The organism is Shewanella sp. VK101, assembly GCF_056497865.1.
Genome location: NZ_CM151402.1, coordinates 2,317,140 through 2,332,602 on the forward strand (window position 1 = coordinate 2,317,140; position 15,463 = coordinate 2,332,602).

General features: G+C 51.4%; 13 protein-coding genes and 2 tRNA genes. 3 read left to right on the top strand and 12 right to left on the bottom strand.

Going from position 1 to position 15,463, the window contains the following annotated elements; translation table 11 throughout:
• The first annotated feature begins 24 nt into the window (after positions 1 to 24).
• Complete coding sequence (gene ttcA, locus ACSHSR_RS10555; protein ID WP_208142792.1) at positions 25 to 987, top strand: tRNA 2-thiocytidine(32) synthetase TtcA; 963 nt, start codon at positions 25 to 27, stop codon at positions 985 to 987.
• Positions 988 to 1,077: 90 nt separating this feature from the next.
• On the opposite strand, the gene ACSHSR_RS10560 is transcribed toward ttcA, so the two are convergent.
• From ACSHSR_RS10560 to ACSHSR_RS10570, 3 genes are all read right to left on the bottom strand, one after another.
• The gene (locus ACSHSR_RS10560; protein ID WP_144216215.1) at positions 1,078 to 1,515 is read right to left on the bottom strand and encodes a GNAT family N-acetyltransferase; all 438 of its coding nucleotides are present in this window, start codon (positions 1,513 to 1,515) and stop codon (positions 1,078 to 1,080) included.
• 187 nt (positions 1,516 to 1,702) lie between these two features.
• The gene (locus ACSHSR_RS10565; RefSeq protein WP_025010393.1) at positions 1,703 to 2,332 is read right to left on the bottom strand and encodes a DUF2987 domain-containing protein; all 630 of its coding nucleotides are present in this window, start codon (positions 2,330 to 2,332) and stop codon (positions 1,703 to 1,705) included.
• Positions 2,310 to 3,137, bottom strand: a complete 828-nt coding sequence (locus tag ACSHSR_RS10570) for a glucosaminidase domain-containing protein (protein ID WP_208190424.1) — start codon at positions 3,135 to 3,137, stop codon at positions 2,310 to 2,312. The genes ACSHSR_RS10565 and ACSHSR_RS10570 overlap by 23 nt, the downstream gene beginning before the upstream one ends.
• 150 nt (positions 3,138 to 3,287) lie before the next feature.
• On the opposite strand from ACSHSR_RS10570, the gene yvcK reads away from it, so the two are divergent.
• Entirely contained in the window at positions 3,288 to 4,190 is a 903-nt protein-coding gene (gene yvcK, locus ACSHSR_RS10575) for a uridine diphosphate-N-acetylglucosamine-binding protein YvcK (RefSeq protein ID WP_071238158.1), read from the top strand.
• Between the two features lie 91 nt (positions 4,191 to 4,281).
• Here the strand turns inward: yvcK and ACSHSR_RS10580 are convergent, their stop codons facing one another.
• The 9 genes from ACSHSR_RS10580 to astE all read right to left on the bottom strand — a co-directional run bounded on the left by ACSHSR_RS10580 (position 4,282) and on the right by astE (position 14,622).
• Entirely contained in the window at positions 4,282 to 5,475 is a 1,194-nt protein-coding gene (locus ACSHSR_RS10580; RefSeq protein ID WP_208190429.1) for an amino acid aminotransferase, read from the bottom strand.
• Between the two features lie 255 nt (positions 5,476 to 5,730).
• A tRNA-Ser gene (locus ACSHSR_RS10585) sits at positions 5,731 to 5,818 on the bottom strand.
• 201 nt (positions 5,819 to 6,019) lie between these two features.
• Positions 6,020 to 6,107 (bottom strand) — tRNA-Ser (locus ACSHSR_RS10590).
• Between the two features lie 164 nt (positions 6,108 to 6,271).
• Positions 6,272 to 8,272 (bottom strand): methyl-accepting chemotaxis protein, encoded by a 2,001-nt coding sequence (locus ACSHSR_RS10595; RefSeq protein WP_144167288.1) that lies wholly within the window; start codon positions 8,270 to 8,272, stop codon positions 6,272 to 6,274.
• A 155-nt stretch (positions 8,273 to 8,427) separates the two neighbouring features.
• Entirely contained in the window at positions 8,428 to 9,495 is a 1,068-nt protein-coding gene (gene nadA, locus ACSHSR_RS10600; RefSeq protein WP_071238161.1) for a quinolinate synthase NadA, read from the bottom strand.
• Positions 9,496 to 9,662: 167 nt separating this feature from the next.
• Positions 9,663 to 11,252 (bottom strand): dihydrolipoyllysine-residue acetyltransferase, encoded by a 1,590-nt coding sequence (locus ACSHSR_RS10605; protein ID WP_218997483.1) that lies wholly within the window; start codon positions 11,250 to 11,252, stop codon positions 9,663 to 9,665.
• 10 nt (positions 11,253 to 11,262) lie between these two features.
• Complete coding sequence (locus ACSHSR_RS10610; RefSeq protein ID WP_025887401.1) at positions 11,263 to 12,240, bottom strand: alpha-ketoacid dehydrogenase subunit beta; 978 nt, start codon at positions 12,238 to 12,240, stop codon at positions 11,263 to 11,265.
• Positions 12,241 to 12,242: 2 nt separating this feature from the next.
• The gene (locus ACSHSR_RS10615) at positions 12,243 to 13,421 is read right to left on the bottom strand and encodes a thiamine pyrophosphate-dependent dehydrogenase E1 component subunit alpha (protein ID WP_044734490.1); all 1,179 of its coding nucleotides are present in this window, start codon (positions 13,419 to 13,421) and stop codon (positions 12,243 to 12,245) included.
• Between the two features lie 163 nt (positions 13,422 to 13,584).
• Positions 13,585 to 14,622: a succinylglutamate desuccinylase gene (gene astE / locus ACSHSR_RS10620; RefSeq protein WP_218997482.1), complete on the bottom strand. Its 1,038-nt coding sequence runs from the start codon at positions 14,620 to 14,622 to the stop codon at positions 13,585 to 13,587.
• A gap of 296 nt (positions 14,623 to 14,918) precedes the next feature.
• On the opposite strand from astE, the gene msrA reads away from it, so the two are divergent.
• Complete coding sequence (gene msrA, locus ACSHSR_RS10625) at positions 14,919 to 15,398, top strand: peptide-methionine (S)-S-oxide reductase MsrA (protein ID WP_044734491.1); 480 nt, start codon at positions 14,919 to 14,921, stop codon at positions 15,396 to 15,398.
• The last annotated feature ends 65 nt before the right edge of the window (positions 15,399 to 15,463 follow it).

Here is a 15,463-nt window from a genome sequence, read left to right on the forward strand (position 1 = left end):
GTGTTACTGGGCGCTTATTTTTTTATGTCTGAAGTTATGCAAGAGCTGGATAAGAAACAAATCACTCGTCTCAACAAACTGCAAAAGCGTTTACGCCGCGAAGTCGGCAGTGCCATTGCTGATTACAACATGATTGAAGAAGGCGATCGCGTGATGTGCTGCCTCTCCGGCGGCAAAGACAGCTATGCCATGCTGGACATTTTGTTGAACCTGCAGCAGCGTGCACCTGTGCAGTTTGAAATTGTCGCCGTCAATCTGGATCAGAAACAGCCCGGCTTCCCGGAAGAAGTGTTGCCGGCCTATCTGAATAGTTTAGGCGTGGCCTACCATATTCTAGAAAAAGACACTTATTCGATAGTCAAAGAGAAGATCCCAGAAGGCAAGACCACCTGCTCGCTTTGTTCCAGGCTGCGCCGCGGTACCCTCTATGGGTTTGCCCAGCGAATAGGTGCCACCAAGATAGCGCTGGGCCACCACAGAGACGACATCATAGAAACCCTGTTCCTCAACATGTTCTATGGTGGCAAGATGAAGGCCATGCCACCCAAGTTGCTATCGGATGACGGTGCCAATATGGTGATCCGTCCCCTCGCCTATTGCCGAGAAAAAGACATTGCCGAATACGCCAAACTGAAAGCCTTCCCTATCATTCCTTGTAACCTTTGCGGCTCCCAGGAAAACCTCAAGCGTGCCGAGGTCAAAAATATGCTCAAACTGTGGGACAAACAGTTCCCCGGGCGCATCGAAACCATCTTTACTGCGATGCAAAATACTGCGCCATCCCAAGGCGTTGATAGAAACGTGTTTGACTTTATGGCATTGGAGCGTAATCCGGAAGCTCCTGCCAGCGGGGAAGTTGCCGAAGCCGATTTACCCGCCTTTGACTTTATGGATGTCAGCAACAGCGGTCATATCGATCTCGACAGTGCTGCCAAACATGCAGATCAAAGCCAGCGTATCGAAGTGGTAGGCATCTATCAGCCTTGATATAACTCTTCCGAACAAGCACTTGGTGCTTGTTCGGAAATGCTCTGTTTACTGCCGCTTACTTCATCAAAACTAAAGCCACTATCAAAACTAAAGCCACTTTTGCATAAACAGCAAACGCTTGCCATTGACCTCAGTAGCATCGAATTCACAATAGCCCAGCTTTTGATAGATATGGCGGCCAACCTGATTAGCAGCAAATACATCGAGCCAGATACGTGAAGCGTTTAACTCATTAAGACAATACTCTTCCATCAATTGCATCGCCCTTTGACCTAAACCTTGACCCTTATGGGCGACAACAATTCTTCTGAACTCTATCTCCTTCGGCTTATCCTCGACCAAAATCATAAAACCCGCGAGTAACTCATTTTGATAAATCGAAAGATAGTGGACAGTGTCCTTCGTCATTTCAGCCAGATGCTTTTCCGCCGGATAAGGCATGATAAAGCCGGCCGTGTTTTGCAACTGTTCCATTGCCACAAATTGGCCAATCTCAGTAGCGATAGCCTGCCTTAATTCAATCATCTTACTTCCGATCTCAAAATGCTAACCGCACTATTCTATATGTTGCGGGAGAGACGATATATCGGTTTCATGCTGAACCTGTGCCGGATACGACATAAAAAAGCCCCGCAATGCGAGGCTCTGGTTTGTTTGACCATAACTAACTTACCCGAACGGTTTGACAGCGGGTTTAGCGGTTACTCGTTTGTCATTTGCCTGGCGCGACCCAAGGGCTGATAACTTTGGGTGTAGCGTCAAACTTCAGCGTCTCAAGTAACGCGATTTCCTCGTTACTGAGTTCATAGCGCTTATCCAGCGCCTGATGGCGGCCATCGAACCAAGCACCATTTTCACTGCCGCTAAACTCTATGCTCAAACCCGAGATAGGCTTGGCGAAGTACTTCATGGGAAAGCCTTGCATCTGCTTCAGCGCTTCATTCATTTGACTGCTGATGTTTCTCAGCTCGTCGCCGCTGTATTCTTGCTTGGGATTACGCACTCTGAGCTGCATCCCAATGCCACAGCCTTGCCCTTCACCTGCAATCTCAAGATTAATCAAGGCCCTGGCATTCTTGAGTTTTTCATCAAAGGGAATGAATAGCCGTTGGCCGGCATCGAAGGTCAGCGGAAAGCGCTCAGTCTCTGTACTGATACTGCCGGCTTTCACCTGACAGTTCTGGGTTTCAGGTACTGTAAACGCCAGATCTATGAGTTGATAATTCCCCTTGTTCATCACTTTCATCCGCGCGTAAAAGTCGGCGTAGTTCAAAGATACCTGGCTCGCCATCAAAGAGGGTGACAGCAACAAGAGTGCACTAAACAGCAGTTTTTTCGACATGGTTATCCACCAAATATTCTTCGTTGTGACGCAGCATATCGAGCAATTCGTCTATGTAGGCTTCCTGACGCTCCGAGTAGTTGACCAAACCATAGACCAGCTTTTCAGCGGTCAGCGGTTCTTGCTGGCTACGCAGATCGGCGCGAATGGATCGAAATAGAGAATAGGCTGCATTGGAATTAAGATTGCGCATATAGGAAGCCACGGAATCATCGACCGATTTAAATACCGCAACCTCATGGGACATACCCTCGGTGCGTGACTGCGGCACCAAGCCGCAGCCTTTCTTGAAACACCATTGGCCAAAGAAATTGAGTCCTTCGCGGGCAAAGCGTGAGCTGCCCCAACCGGTCTCATTGGCCGCCTGGATAAGTACCATAGATTCGGGGATCACATCGACCCGACGCAACAATTTATTGATGCTGTCGCTATCGATAGCGCGCATGGCATATTGATACTTTTCCGCCAAGCGTTGAATACGATACTTCTCGGCATCATTGAGCTGATGCTGGTTTTGCAGATGTTTTTGCACCTGTTCGAGGAATTTACGTTCCTCGGCGATAATCCGGTTTTGTTTTTGCACAGCCGGACGCAGGAAGTCAAAAAACGCCTGTTTCTTGTCGCTGACAACACTGATACTGCTGAAATCGGGGATCAAGCTGACGCCCAATTGGTTCTTTATCAGTGGCGCTGAAGTCTGCTCGGCGGTTTTCAAGCTGGGTATCAAATACACTCTCAGTGCCAATACCGACAGGATCACCAAAGCCAGTGCCAGGGTAAATGAGCCAAGTTTTCCGGTTTTCAATCAGTCTTTCCTTTTGCCTGTTGCCCTAAGGTTACGGGGAAAATGTCCGCGCATTATATGTCAGATATCTCTTTTCACAAAATCAGCCGCTGGCAGCTTTCCCCCACTAATGTAGAATGTAAGGGTTTGAAACCGCAGCAAGGATCCGCTATGCAAGCGCAGTTGTTCAGTCAATATCGGCAAGTTGTTGCCATTGGCGGTGGCCATGGTTTGGGAAGAGTCCTGTCGGCCTTGGCGTTTCTGGGTAACCACCTCACCGGCATAGTGGCGACAACAGACAATGGCGGCAGCACTGGTAGGTTGAGAAACAGCAATGACTGTATCGCCTGGGGCGATCTGCGTAACTGTCTCAGCCAGCTGGCCCATAAACCCTCTGTTGGCTCCTTGTTGTTCGAATACAGATTTGATGGCCAGGACGAGCTCAGCGGCCATAACCTGGGCAATCTTATCCTGACTGCGTTGGATCAGCTCTGCGTCCGGCCGCTTGAGGCTATCAATCTTATCCGCGGCCTACTCAAAATCGAGACCCGTCTGTACCCCATGTCGGAACAACCCACACATCTTTTGGCACTCGATGTCTCCGGCAGTAAGGTGTTTGGTGAACTGGAAGTGGACAGCATGGCTGAGCGGCCCGTGGCAATGAATCTTGAACCTATGGTTCGGGCCACAGAGGAAGCGGTGGCGGCCTTGACAGCTGCCGAACTGATAATTTTAAGCCCGGGAAGCTTTCTCACCAGCTTGATGCCGCCTTTGCTGTTGCCCGAGTTGGCCGCCGCCATTAAAAACAGCGCCGCTAAAGTGGTATTTATCGATAATCTGAAGCCCGAGGCTTCTGTGGCAGGCGAACTCAGTCTCAATGCCAAACTGGATTGGTGTCAGCAACTCATAGGCACAGGGCGTATTGATGCTGTGCTGTGTCATGGTCAGCCTGCGCAGGAAGGATTGATTTATCGCTCGCCGCTTGCCGACCCAATCCAGAGTGGTTGCCACGACAGAGACGCCTTGGTCAGCGCGTTGGTGCAAGCTCTGCAACCGAAGAAACTCATTGCCTGAGCAGCATTTTTTAAGACAGGTTTTTTGTGGCCGGATAAGTAAAAAGGACAGCCGCAGCTGTCCTTTTTAAGTTTGGCAAAATCCAACGGGCTTAGAGCACCTTGGCTATCGCCTTGCAGATAACAGGCATATTGGTCTTGGTCATCCCGGCAACACTGATACGGCCGGAGCCGACAATGTAGACACCGAACTCATCTTTAAGCCTGGCAACTTGTTCCTTGTTGAGGCCCGAGAAGCTGAACATACCGTTTTGACGAGAGATGAAGCTGAAGTCGCGATCGACGCCTTCGGCCTTGAGGCTCTCAACGAACAGGGTTCTCATGCTGGCTATGCGCTGGCGCATTTCAGTCAGCTCTTGCTGCCACAGGGCATTAAGTTCACCGTCGTTGAGAATAGTGCTGACAATCATGGCACCATGAGCCGGTGGATTTGAGTAGTTGGCGCGAATGGTACGCTTAACCTGACTGAAAGCCCGGGCAGCAGATTCACTGTCTTTGGCCACCAGAGTCACGGCGCCGATACGCTCATTATAGAGCCCGAAGTTTTTCGAGAAAGAGTTGGCAACCAGCAGCTCAGGCACCAAGGCGGCAACGGCTCTGAGCCCTTGGGCATCTTCTTCAATTCCAGTACCAAAGCCCTGATAGGCAAAATCAAACAGAGGAACCAGGCCCTTTTCGGCACACAGTTTGGCAACTTGCTGCCATTGATTGATATTCAGATCGATACCGGTCGGGTTGTGGCAGCAGCCGTGCAGCAGCACAAGATCACCCTCACTCGCCTGTTGCAGATCTGTCATCATGGCATCGAAGTCGAGATCATGGGTTTCTGCCTGATAATAGCTGTACTCTTTGATCTCAAGCCCGGCGGTTTCGAAGATGTTCTTGTGATTGGCCCAGGTTGGGTTGCTGATCCAAATGGTTTTGCTGTCTGTGTTGCTCAGGACAAACTCGGCAGCGACCCGCAGTGAGCCGGTACCTCCCGGCGCCTGAGCCGTTACTGCCCGGCCATCGGCGATTATGGCGTTGTCTTTACCGAATAGCAGTTGTTGAACCGCCTGGTTATACAGGGCTACCCCTTCGATACCGAGATAGCTCTTGGTCTTTTCCTCTTCGAGCAACTTGGCCTCTGCCAACTTGACCGACTTGAGTACCGGGGTCTGGCCAGCCTCATCCTTATAGATGCCAACACCCAAGTTGACTTTATCCGTGCGGGGATCGGCTTTAAAAGCCTCGGTTAAACCAAGAATGGGATCGGCCGGCGCGGCGGTAATCTGAGAAAAAATCATGACAGCTTTCCTGTAATTGGACATGTAGGGACAAATCGGCTCCATTTATACCATTGTCCTCGCCAGGGTTATAGTCTCCTTGGCAGATTCTGAGTCATTTAATTTATTACTTGAAGGATATTCACTCAGAAAGGAAATTTGTCATGGATATGACAACGAAATGCGCTACGGATGGCTGCAGCCCGTTTGTGATGTCGGTTAGGTTCGGAAACGAAAAACGGGACCCAGTATTAACTGGGTCCCGTTATCAGAATCTGGCGGTGAAGGAGGGATTCGAACCCTCGATACGTTGCCGTATACACACTTTCCAGGCGTGCTCCTTCAGCCACTCGGACACCTCACCGTACGTTGGACATTGCGTCTCAACGGGGCGCTACTATAGAGAACTCCAAAGGCCGGGTCAATGCTTTATCGCGCATTATCATCCGTTCGCTTGGTTTTTAGCCTTGAAGGACAGAACAGTCTGAGATGACTTCCCTATCATCCCCTGGGCTTTACAAACGAAAACGGGGTTCAGCCTAAACTGAACCCCGTCGTCTAAATCTGGCGGTGAAGGAGGGATTCGAACCCTCGATACGTTGCCGTATACACACTTTCCAGGCGTGCTCCTTCAGCCACTCGGACACCTCACCGTATCGATACTATTTACTGTGCGTATCAACACATTCAGCAAGAGATATCTCTATCCCCTTGATGGGGCGGTACTTTACGCAAAAGGCGAATGCCGGTCAAGCAAAAATCCGCCATAATATCCGTTTGCGCGTTTGCTGAACAAAGCGGGTGAAAAATGCTGCAATCAATGCTCATTGAGGCGGAATTTGCTCACTTCATCACTCATCTTATTGGCGTCTTTAATCAACAGCTCATTGAGTTTGCCAAGCTCATTGGCGATATCCTGAGTATTGCGGTAAATATCGCTGATCTTCATAGCGTTGCGATTCACCTCTTCTGATACGGCCGACTGCTCATGGGTCGCGGCAGCTATCTGTTCATTCATGCTATCGATAACCTCCACGTGCTCAACTATGCGTCTGAGTTCCTCACCGGCGCGATTGGCCTCATCGACACTGGTACCCGCCTGCGTCTTGCCTTTGGTGATGGCGGCTACCGCCACTTCGGCGCCCTGTTTGAGCCTTACTGTCATATTACGAATATCTTCGGTGGAAGATTGTGCCCGCTGCGCCAGATTGCGCACCTCATCGGCCACCACGGCAAAGCCGCGGCCCATTTCGCCGGCCCGGGCAGCTTCGATGGCGGCATTCAGAGCCAGGAGATTGGTCTGCTCGGCTATGCCACTGATGACCTCCAGCACACTGACAATGCCGTGAATATCTTTATCCAGTTTGGATATTGCATCGGCGGCATAACTGATCTCTTCAGCCAGTTCATTGATGGCCGATGCCGTGCGCCCCACTTCCAGGCTCCCTTCCCTGGCCTCAGTGCTGGCTTGATTGGACGCTTCCGAGGCCCGTACCGCATTGGAGGCAATTTCCTGTACGGTTGAGCTCATTTCTGTCATCGCCGAAGCCACTTGTTCTGTCTCACTGTAGCCAACAGATACATCGGCCTGCATCTGGGTCGAGTGTTGTTCCATCTGTTGCACCACTCCAAGCAGGGTCTTGCTGCTGGAGCGGACGCGCAGTATTACCTGTTCAAAGTCGGTCATCATACTGTTGAAAGACTCGGCCAGCTCGCCAAATTCATCTTTGCCCGTATGGGGCAAACGCACGCTTAAGTCATAGTGAGCCCGGGCTCGCGTTACGCCTTGATGTAACTCCCTCAAGCTGCCGTGCAAATACTTGAGTATGATGCTGGAGACCAGACTGACAATGATCAGACCTATCACCATGATCCCGAGTAGAAGCCAGGTCTGATTGGCTGCGCTTTGCTGTTTACTCAGAGTCTCTGCCAGCAGTTTGTCTGACAGCTGTTGCTCAAACTTATGCAGAAGATCGATACGGGCAGTGGATTGGGCAAACCAGGTTTCGGGAGATTGAGATTGGAGATCTTCGGCTTTCTGACCAAAGGCCAATTCCCTCAAGCGCGCTACTTCAGCCACTGCGGCTTGGGCTTGCAATACCTGTAAATTCTTGAGTGCGGTTTCATCAGCCAAGGCCACAAACCTTTCCTGATAAGCGTCCTGCTCGGAAACCAGAGTGATAAATTTGCGATAGACACCGGGTTTGAACTCACTTTGGCCGAAGGTTGAACTCAGTACGGCCCGCTCGATACCGGCGCGTTCCTTCATCTGCAAAAAGGCCGAGAATGCTGCAGCTTGCATGGCAATTTGTTGATCGCCGCCCTTCTGTACACTGAGATCGACAATCGACAGCAGTAATTTATTCAACTGAGTGTAAAACGCCACTTCTTCAGCAACGCTTATCCCTTGTCTATCAACCTGGCTGCGAATTTCTCTCAAGCGGGCAATGCTGTTCCTTGCCTCGGTTAAATCAGCGGCAAAAACGGTGGGAAGCTGATGATTATTCAAGAAATCATTGAATTGTTGGAGTTGATTATCTGTGAGTTGCCGCTGGCCCGGCAGTTTGTCGGCAAAGCTCTTGCCCTTGGAGCCGAGATAACCGGCGCTCATGCCGCGCTCTTTTTGCAGCTCATGCACCAGCGCAGAGTTAACCACCGCCAGTTCACTGAGATCCAGCACTTCTTCCAGGCCATTGGCGAGCGACAGCCGATCACTGAACAACAAAATACCAAACAGGGTTGCCGCAATGAAAGGCGGCAGGATAACCAAGAGAAATTTGTGTTTCAGAGGAAGATTTTCAATCCATTGCCATTTCATTGATGCATCCTTTAAGCAGCTAACTTACTAATTTATTGCTATGAAATACAATTTTTAGCATACGTCGGCAAGTATAGTCGATGAAACCGAGTGTAAATGGAAAAAGAGCCTGCATTTGCAGGCTCTTTGACTTGGTTCAAACTCTTGTGGGTTTATCAGGCGTTGCCTTTGACTTGCATGTTGAGGGTCTTGGCAAAATCCAGCATCCGGGTCAGAGGCACCAGAGCCCCTTGACGCAGCGCTTCATCGACAAAGATCTCATGCTGGCTGTTGTCCTGGCTTTCCAGCGCACTGGCTATCGCCTTGAGGCCATTCATTGCCATCCAGGGGCAGTGAGCACAGCTGCGGCAAGTGGCGCCTTCACCGCCGGTTGGGGCTTCAATCAGGGTCTTGCCCGGTGCTGCCTGTTGCATCTTGTAGAAGATGCCTCTGTCAGTGGCCACAATAAAGGTATCATTGTCCATGGTCTGGGCAGCTTTGATCAACTGGCTGGTTGAACCTACCGCATCGGCCATTTCCACCACACTCGCCGGAGATTCAGGGTGGACCAGAATGGCGGCGTTCGGGTGCTGCGCCTTTAATTGACGCAAGGCTCTGGCCTTGAATTCATCGTGAACGATACACTCGCCCTGCCACATCAACATTTCTGCGCCGGTTTGCTTGGCAATATAGCTGCCCAAGTGACGGTCTGGCCCCCAGATGATTTTTTTGCCTTCACTGTCCAGGTGTTCCACGATTTCCAGCGCTATGCTGGAAGTCACCACCCAATCGGCCCGGGCTTTGACCGCAGCCGACGTGTTGGCATAGACCACAACAGTGTGATCCGGGTGCGCATCACAGAAGGCACTGAACTGCTCAATAGGACAGCCAACATCCAGAGAACAGGTGGCTTCCAGAGTCGGCATCAGAATGGTTTTTTCCGGGCTAAGGATCTTGGCGGTTTCCCCCATAAACTTGACCCCGGCAACGATGAGCTTCTTGGCAGGATGATCGCGACCAAAACGCGCCATTTCCAACGAGTCGGAAACGCAGCCACCGGTTTCCTCGGCCAGTGCCTGAATTTCAGGATCCGTATAGTAGTGAGCAACCAGCACGGCATTCTGCTCCTTGAGCAGTTGCTTGATCCTGGCTTTGTATTCGCTTTTTTCCTGTTCAGACAAGGGAACCGGTTTTGGCGGGAAAGGATATTGAATGTGTTCTATGCTTGGTGCTACCTGACTCATAACAGACCCAATGCGACTAATACTGTTGGCGATTATACGAAATCTGCCATCAAATCGTAACCACTTTGTGCTTGGGATCAAATAAAGCCATTGCCTTAAGAAGGCAAGAATAGTGCTGCTCCCGAAGTACACCTAAAACAAGGCCCCGCATTGCAGGGCCTTTATGATTATCTCATCGCCAGCAGCATTTCCTGCGGCTGCTCGAGATACTGTTTCCACAGATTACAGAAGCGGGCAATAGTGCCGCCATCTATCACTCTGTGGTCACCGGACCAACTGACCTGCATCAGTTTACGGGCTTCGACCTCACCCTTGGCATTGAAACGCGGCAGGGTTTGCACCTTACCCAAGGCCACAATCGCCACTTCAGGTTTATTGATGATAGGTGTCGCCACAGTGCCGCCCAGAGCGCCTATGTTGGAGATAGAGATGCTGCCATCTTTAAGATCGGTCGGTGCGACTCTACCCGAGCGCGCTGCCTGGGTCAGACGGGTAACTTCGGCGGCGACATCCAGAATCGACTTATCCTGCACATCCTTGACGTTGGGCACCAACAAGCCAACCTTGGAGTCAACGGCCATACCTATGTTATGACGGCCAAGATAGGTGAGCTCAGTGCAATCGGCGTTCACTCGGCTGTTGATCACCGGAAACTCGGTCAGCGCCAGCGACATGGCCTTCATAAAGAAAGGCATCATGGTCAGCTTGAGCTCGTCATTGGAGTACTTGGCCTTCATTGCTTCACGAAGGGCGATAAGCTCGGTCAAGTCCAGCTCTTCGCAGTAAGTAAAGTGCGGAATGCTGGAAACTGATTCTGTCATCATCCGCGCCATCACAGCGCGAACGCCCTTGATAGGCTCTACCCTGTCGTTTGCGGTTGCCGCTGCGCCGGTTTGTACTTGGCTCTGTGGCAAAGTTTGGGTTTGGGCCTGAGGAGTCGCCCCCTTGAGGAAACGCTCGATATCCTCTTTGTAGACCCGGCCGTTTTTACCACTGCCAGGCACTTTGGCGATATCGACATCCAGGCTGCGAGCCATACGTCTTACCGCTGGGCTCGCCAGCGCCTTACCTTGGGGCACCATACTGCAGCCAGCCGTTTGCGAGCCGCTCTGGGCTTGAGAGGCGGCAGAGGTTGAGCCAGATGATGCACTTGCAGCAGCGGTTTGAGCCACAGGTGCACTGGCGGATTCAGCGGCAACTTCAATGGCAAACAGTGGCTGATGCACTTGGGCCAACTGCCCCTTACGGTAGTGCAGCTTGACGATTTTACCGGCCTTCATCGCCGGGATTTGCACCAGTGCCTTGTCTGTCATTACATCACAGATGGGTTGATCTTCAACCACAGTGTCGCCTTCTGCGACCAGCCACTCCACCAGTTCGCACTCGACTATGCCCTCGCCAATATCCGGCAGCATAAAGTCTTCCACCTGGCTACCGACACTAGCCGCAGCGTTAGTGCTAGGCGATGCAGCAGTATCGGCGCCGGCCACATTGGCTGCTGGCGCTTCACTGTCTACAGCGTCCACTTCCACGGCATACAAAGGCTCATGCACCTTGGCAATTTCACCCTTGGCGTAATAAAGCTTACTGATAACACCGGGGAAAGGCGCAGGAATTTGCACCAGTGCCTTGTCTGTCATCACATCACAAACGGGTTGATCTTCGGCGACGCTATCGCCCTCAGTCACCAACCATTCCACCAGTTCACACTCGACAACACCTTCGCCTATGTCGGGCAAAATAAAATCTTTAATCATCCTGGCTCTCCTAGAAATTCACCGAGGCCTTGATGGCTTCAAAGGTTTTAAGCGCATCCGGCATATATTCTTTTTCGTGGATCAATGGATATGGCGTATCCAGACCACAGACCCGGCTGATGGGCGACTCCAGGTACAGGAAACATTCCTGTTGGATGGTAGCGGCAATTTCACCGGCAAAACCACCGGTCAGCGGCGCTTCGTGGTTGATGAGCAATCTGCCGGTCTTTTTCACCGACTCGGCCACGGTTTCCACATCCCAAGGCGCGAGAGTACGAAGGTCGATGACTTCACAGTCAATACCTTCCTCTTTGGCCATATCGGCTGCTTTCTCTATGATTTCCATCTGCGCGCCCCAGGCAAGCAGAGTAATATCTTTACCTTCACGAACCACTTCGGCTTTACCCAGCTCCAGTTGATAATCGCCTTCCGGCACATCGCCGACAGAGGCGCGGTACAGGCGCTTGGGCTCGAAGAAGACCACTGGGTTCTTATCGCGAATGGAGGCCAGCAGCAAACCCTTGGCTTGGTATGGGTTACGGGGAACCACCACCTTAAGACCGGGTGTTTGGGTAAAGTAGGCTTCCGGTGACTGGGAGTGGTAATGACCGCCGGCAATGCCGCCGCCATAGGGGGTTCTGAAGGTCAGGCCGCCGACATCAAACTCGTTGCCGCTGCGGTATCTGAACTTGGCCGCTTCGTTGACGATTTGATCGAACGCCGGGAAGATGTAGTCGGCAAACTGGATTTCCGCTACCGGCGTCATGCCGTTGGAAGCCAGGCCGTTGGCAAAGCCGGCAATCCCCTGCTCTGTAAGTGGAGTATTGAAACAGCGCTCACGGCCAAACTTTTCCTGCAAACCGGAAGTTGCCCGGAACACACCGCCGAAATGGCCTACGTCTTCACCGAAAACCAGCATTTTTTCGTCGGCTTCCATCGCTATGGTCAGGGCATTATTGATGGCCTGTAACATATTCATCTGTGCCACGCTTATGATCTCCCTGCTGTTTTAGGATAGGCTTTCGGATACTTGGCAACGTGGGCCTTAAGCTCGGTTAATTGCTGCTTGAGCGCCGCTGTCGGCTGATCAAAAACGTCTTCTATGATGGCGTCTATGGCTGGTGCCGGAACCTTTTCGGCCACTTTTACCGCGGCCAGCACTTCCTCGCGATACTTCTCATACAGCTCGGTCTCGTCGCTTTCCTTGAGCCAGCCTTTGTTGATAAGCCACAACTTGAAGCGTTTCACAGGGTCGTGCTGTTGCCACTTGGCTTCCTCCTCTTTGGAGCGATAACCGGATGGGTCGTCGGAAGATGAGTGGGCACCCAGGCGGTAGGTCATGGCTTCAATCAGCACAGGCGCGTTGTTTTCAAGCGCGTAGGCTCTGGCTTGCTGAGTTGCGGCCAGAACCGCCAGCATATCGTTACCATCGACTCTGATGGTGTGCATGCCATAACCAACGCCGCGGCTGGCTATGCCGTTACCGGCGTACTGCTCTTCCGTAGGGGTTGAGATGGCGTAGCCGTTGTTGCGGCAGAAGAAGATGACCGGCGCTTTGTGAACTGCGGCCATATTAAGACCGGCATGGAAATCACCTTCAGAGGCGGCACCTTCACCGAAGTAACAGATAGCGACATTACGCTTGCCCTGCATCTTCAGCGAGTAACCTACGCCTGATGCCTGCGGGATCTGAGTCGCCAGCGGTGAAGAGATGGTTTGATAGTTGAGTTCACGGCTGCCATAGTGAATAGGCATCTGCCGGCCTTTGCCCAGATCTTTCTCATTGCTGAACATCTGGTTCATAAACTGCTCAGTGGTAAAGCCGCGATAACGCAATGCGGCATGTTCGCGGTACTGAGCAAGGATCACATCCTTGTCATCCAGCGCGGCGGCACTGCCGATAACAGCGGCTTCTTCACCGATACAGGTCATGTAAAAACTGATCCTTCCCTGACGCTGGGCGCCCAACATACGTTCGTCCAGGACACGGGTAAAGACACAGGTATCGAATATCTTGCGTGACAGGGCTTCATCTATGACGGGCAATACTGCCTCTTCATAGGTGGTGCCGTCGGCCTGAAGTATTTTGAGTACAGGGATATGCAGCGAGTCCTTGTTCAAAAAACTCACCCGATGCACCGTCTCATTCATATTTGTTGCGTTGCTCATAGTGTGCTCTTGTTATCTCTGGGTTTGTCCGGCTCGAAACCGGCCCTACCGATTTTTTCAGTACGCGCCTCGAACATTACGTTAACGTAAACTAGCAAGCAACTCCCGCCTTGGGTGCTTTGCCAACTAGCATGGGATCGGCGCGTATATATTGGTTTACAATTCAGGCCAATGGCACCTCTGTGGCCTGAACCAGGCAGATCACTGTACGTTGGCCAATGGGCACCTTGGCGTTGGGAAACACCACGGCTTCCGAGTCCTGCTCTACTCGAATATCCCGGCCCGCTTCCCGCGCCAGCACATATCCCTTGGGGAAAGCTGTGAAGTTTTCCACATCGCTGGCGAAGGTAAATTCAAAGTCGTCGGCCTGCTTATTGATGACCCTACAGACCTGATAGATATTGACCCGCTCAAGCGCCTGATCCTCAAGTTCCAGCGATTGCTTGCAGATCAAACGGCTCAGCATCTCCCGGGTGGCGATAAAACGTGTCATATCGTTTTGTCCCATGGGGTAAACCTTGCCAAGTTCAATGGTAAAGGCGTCGGCGCCAAACTGATTTGACGAGAAATAGCTGAAAGTGGTTGTGGGTTCGTGATGCAGCAACACGGTATCGACTCCGGCCGCCTCCAGAAACATCAATTGTTCACGGCTGTAAGCCTTACCCGGTCGATAGGGATAGATGGCAAACTTTTCATGCTTGGAGCCCCGAATGGCGGTGTGCAGATCGTAATGGATCCTCTGTCTTGCCCCTTGTGGTGCGTCTTCGAAGAAACGTGTGACATAAGTTTCCAGCTTCTTGGCGCGGATCCGCTCCGGGTTCACCAGCCCGGGGGGATTTGAATGCTCGCCACTGAACAGCCGGTTGAGGTTTTCATCGACAATACGAGTGCCACGGTTAATTGCCGCCGGGTTACCGAACATGAACAGTACTCGCTGCCCTACCCGTATTTCTTGCTTTAACAGCGACTTGATAATGCCATTACACAGTTCGATAGGTGCAGTTTCATTGCCGTGTACCCCGGATGACAGCACGATATCTTTATCACTCTGGTTGTCCAGAGGTTCAAACAGCAAGACTCCTGTGTCCCAAATCGCTATCCGGGTGTGGTCGCCAAGCGTACCACTAATACTCTCCAATGAATTGGGGTTATTCAGAGTCAATGACAGGAAGTCAGGATTATCCTTCAGGGCTTGTAACACGAAATACTCCTTCTTATTGCCGATTTGGCTGTTGTTTCCATTAACGCTGTCTCCTGGGAACTTGTTGCAATGCGTTTGCTTGTTGAGACCAGCGCCAGAGAGCAAGGTTTCATAGTACCACAGCTTATTAAATTGGTGATGTGACCAAAGCTATCCAATGCCAGGCTTGCGAACTGGTTTCAGATAGTTCTTATCTAACTAAGGAGCAAAAAAGCCACTCCAACAAATACACCACTTGCGCCGGAAAAACTTATCACGCATAATTTTGGCCATCTGGACATCTAGAGGTAAATTCAATGGCGGTAGCAACATTCGGTGGCGGTTGTTTTTGGGGGGTGGAGTATTTCTTTCGTCAAGTGCCCGGGGTATTAAACGCCACCAGTGGTTATATGGGCGGTGATGATAGAATCAAACGCTATGAAGAGGTAAAACAGGGAAACAGCGGCCATGCCGAAGTGGTTCAGGTGGAGTTCGATGAAGCCCAGGTTTCATTTACCGAGCTGCTGCAAGTTTTCTGGAGCAATCACAACCCCACCAGTCTCAATCGCCAAGGTGGTGATATCGGCACCCAGTATCGGAGCGTGATTTTTTTTCATAGCAAAGAGCAGAAGGAGCAGGCTGAGGCCTCAAAACTGGCGTTGGCTCGTAGTGGTAAGTGGGGTCAGCGGCACATAGTGACGGAAATTGTTCCAGTGAAACAGTTTCATCGTGCGGAAGAATATCATCAGGATTATATCCAGAAGAATAACTTGCCCAGTTGCCATCTTGAATATTGAACCCCGGGAATAAAAAAGCGCAACTGTGTTCACGGCTGCGCTTTTTTACTGAATTGGCAATCTCT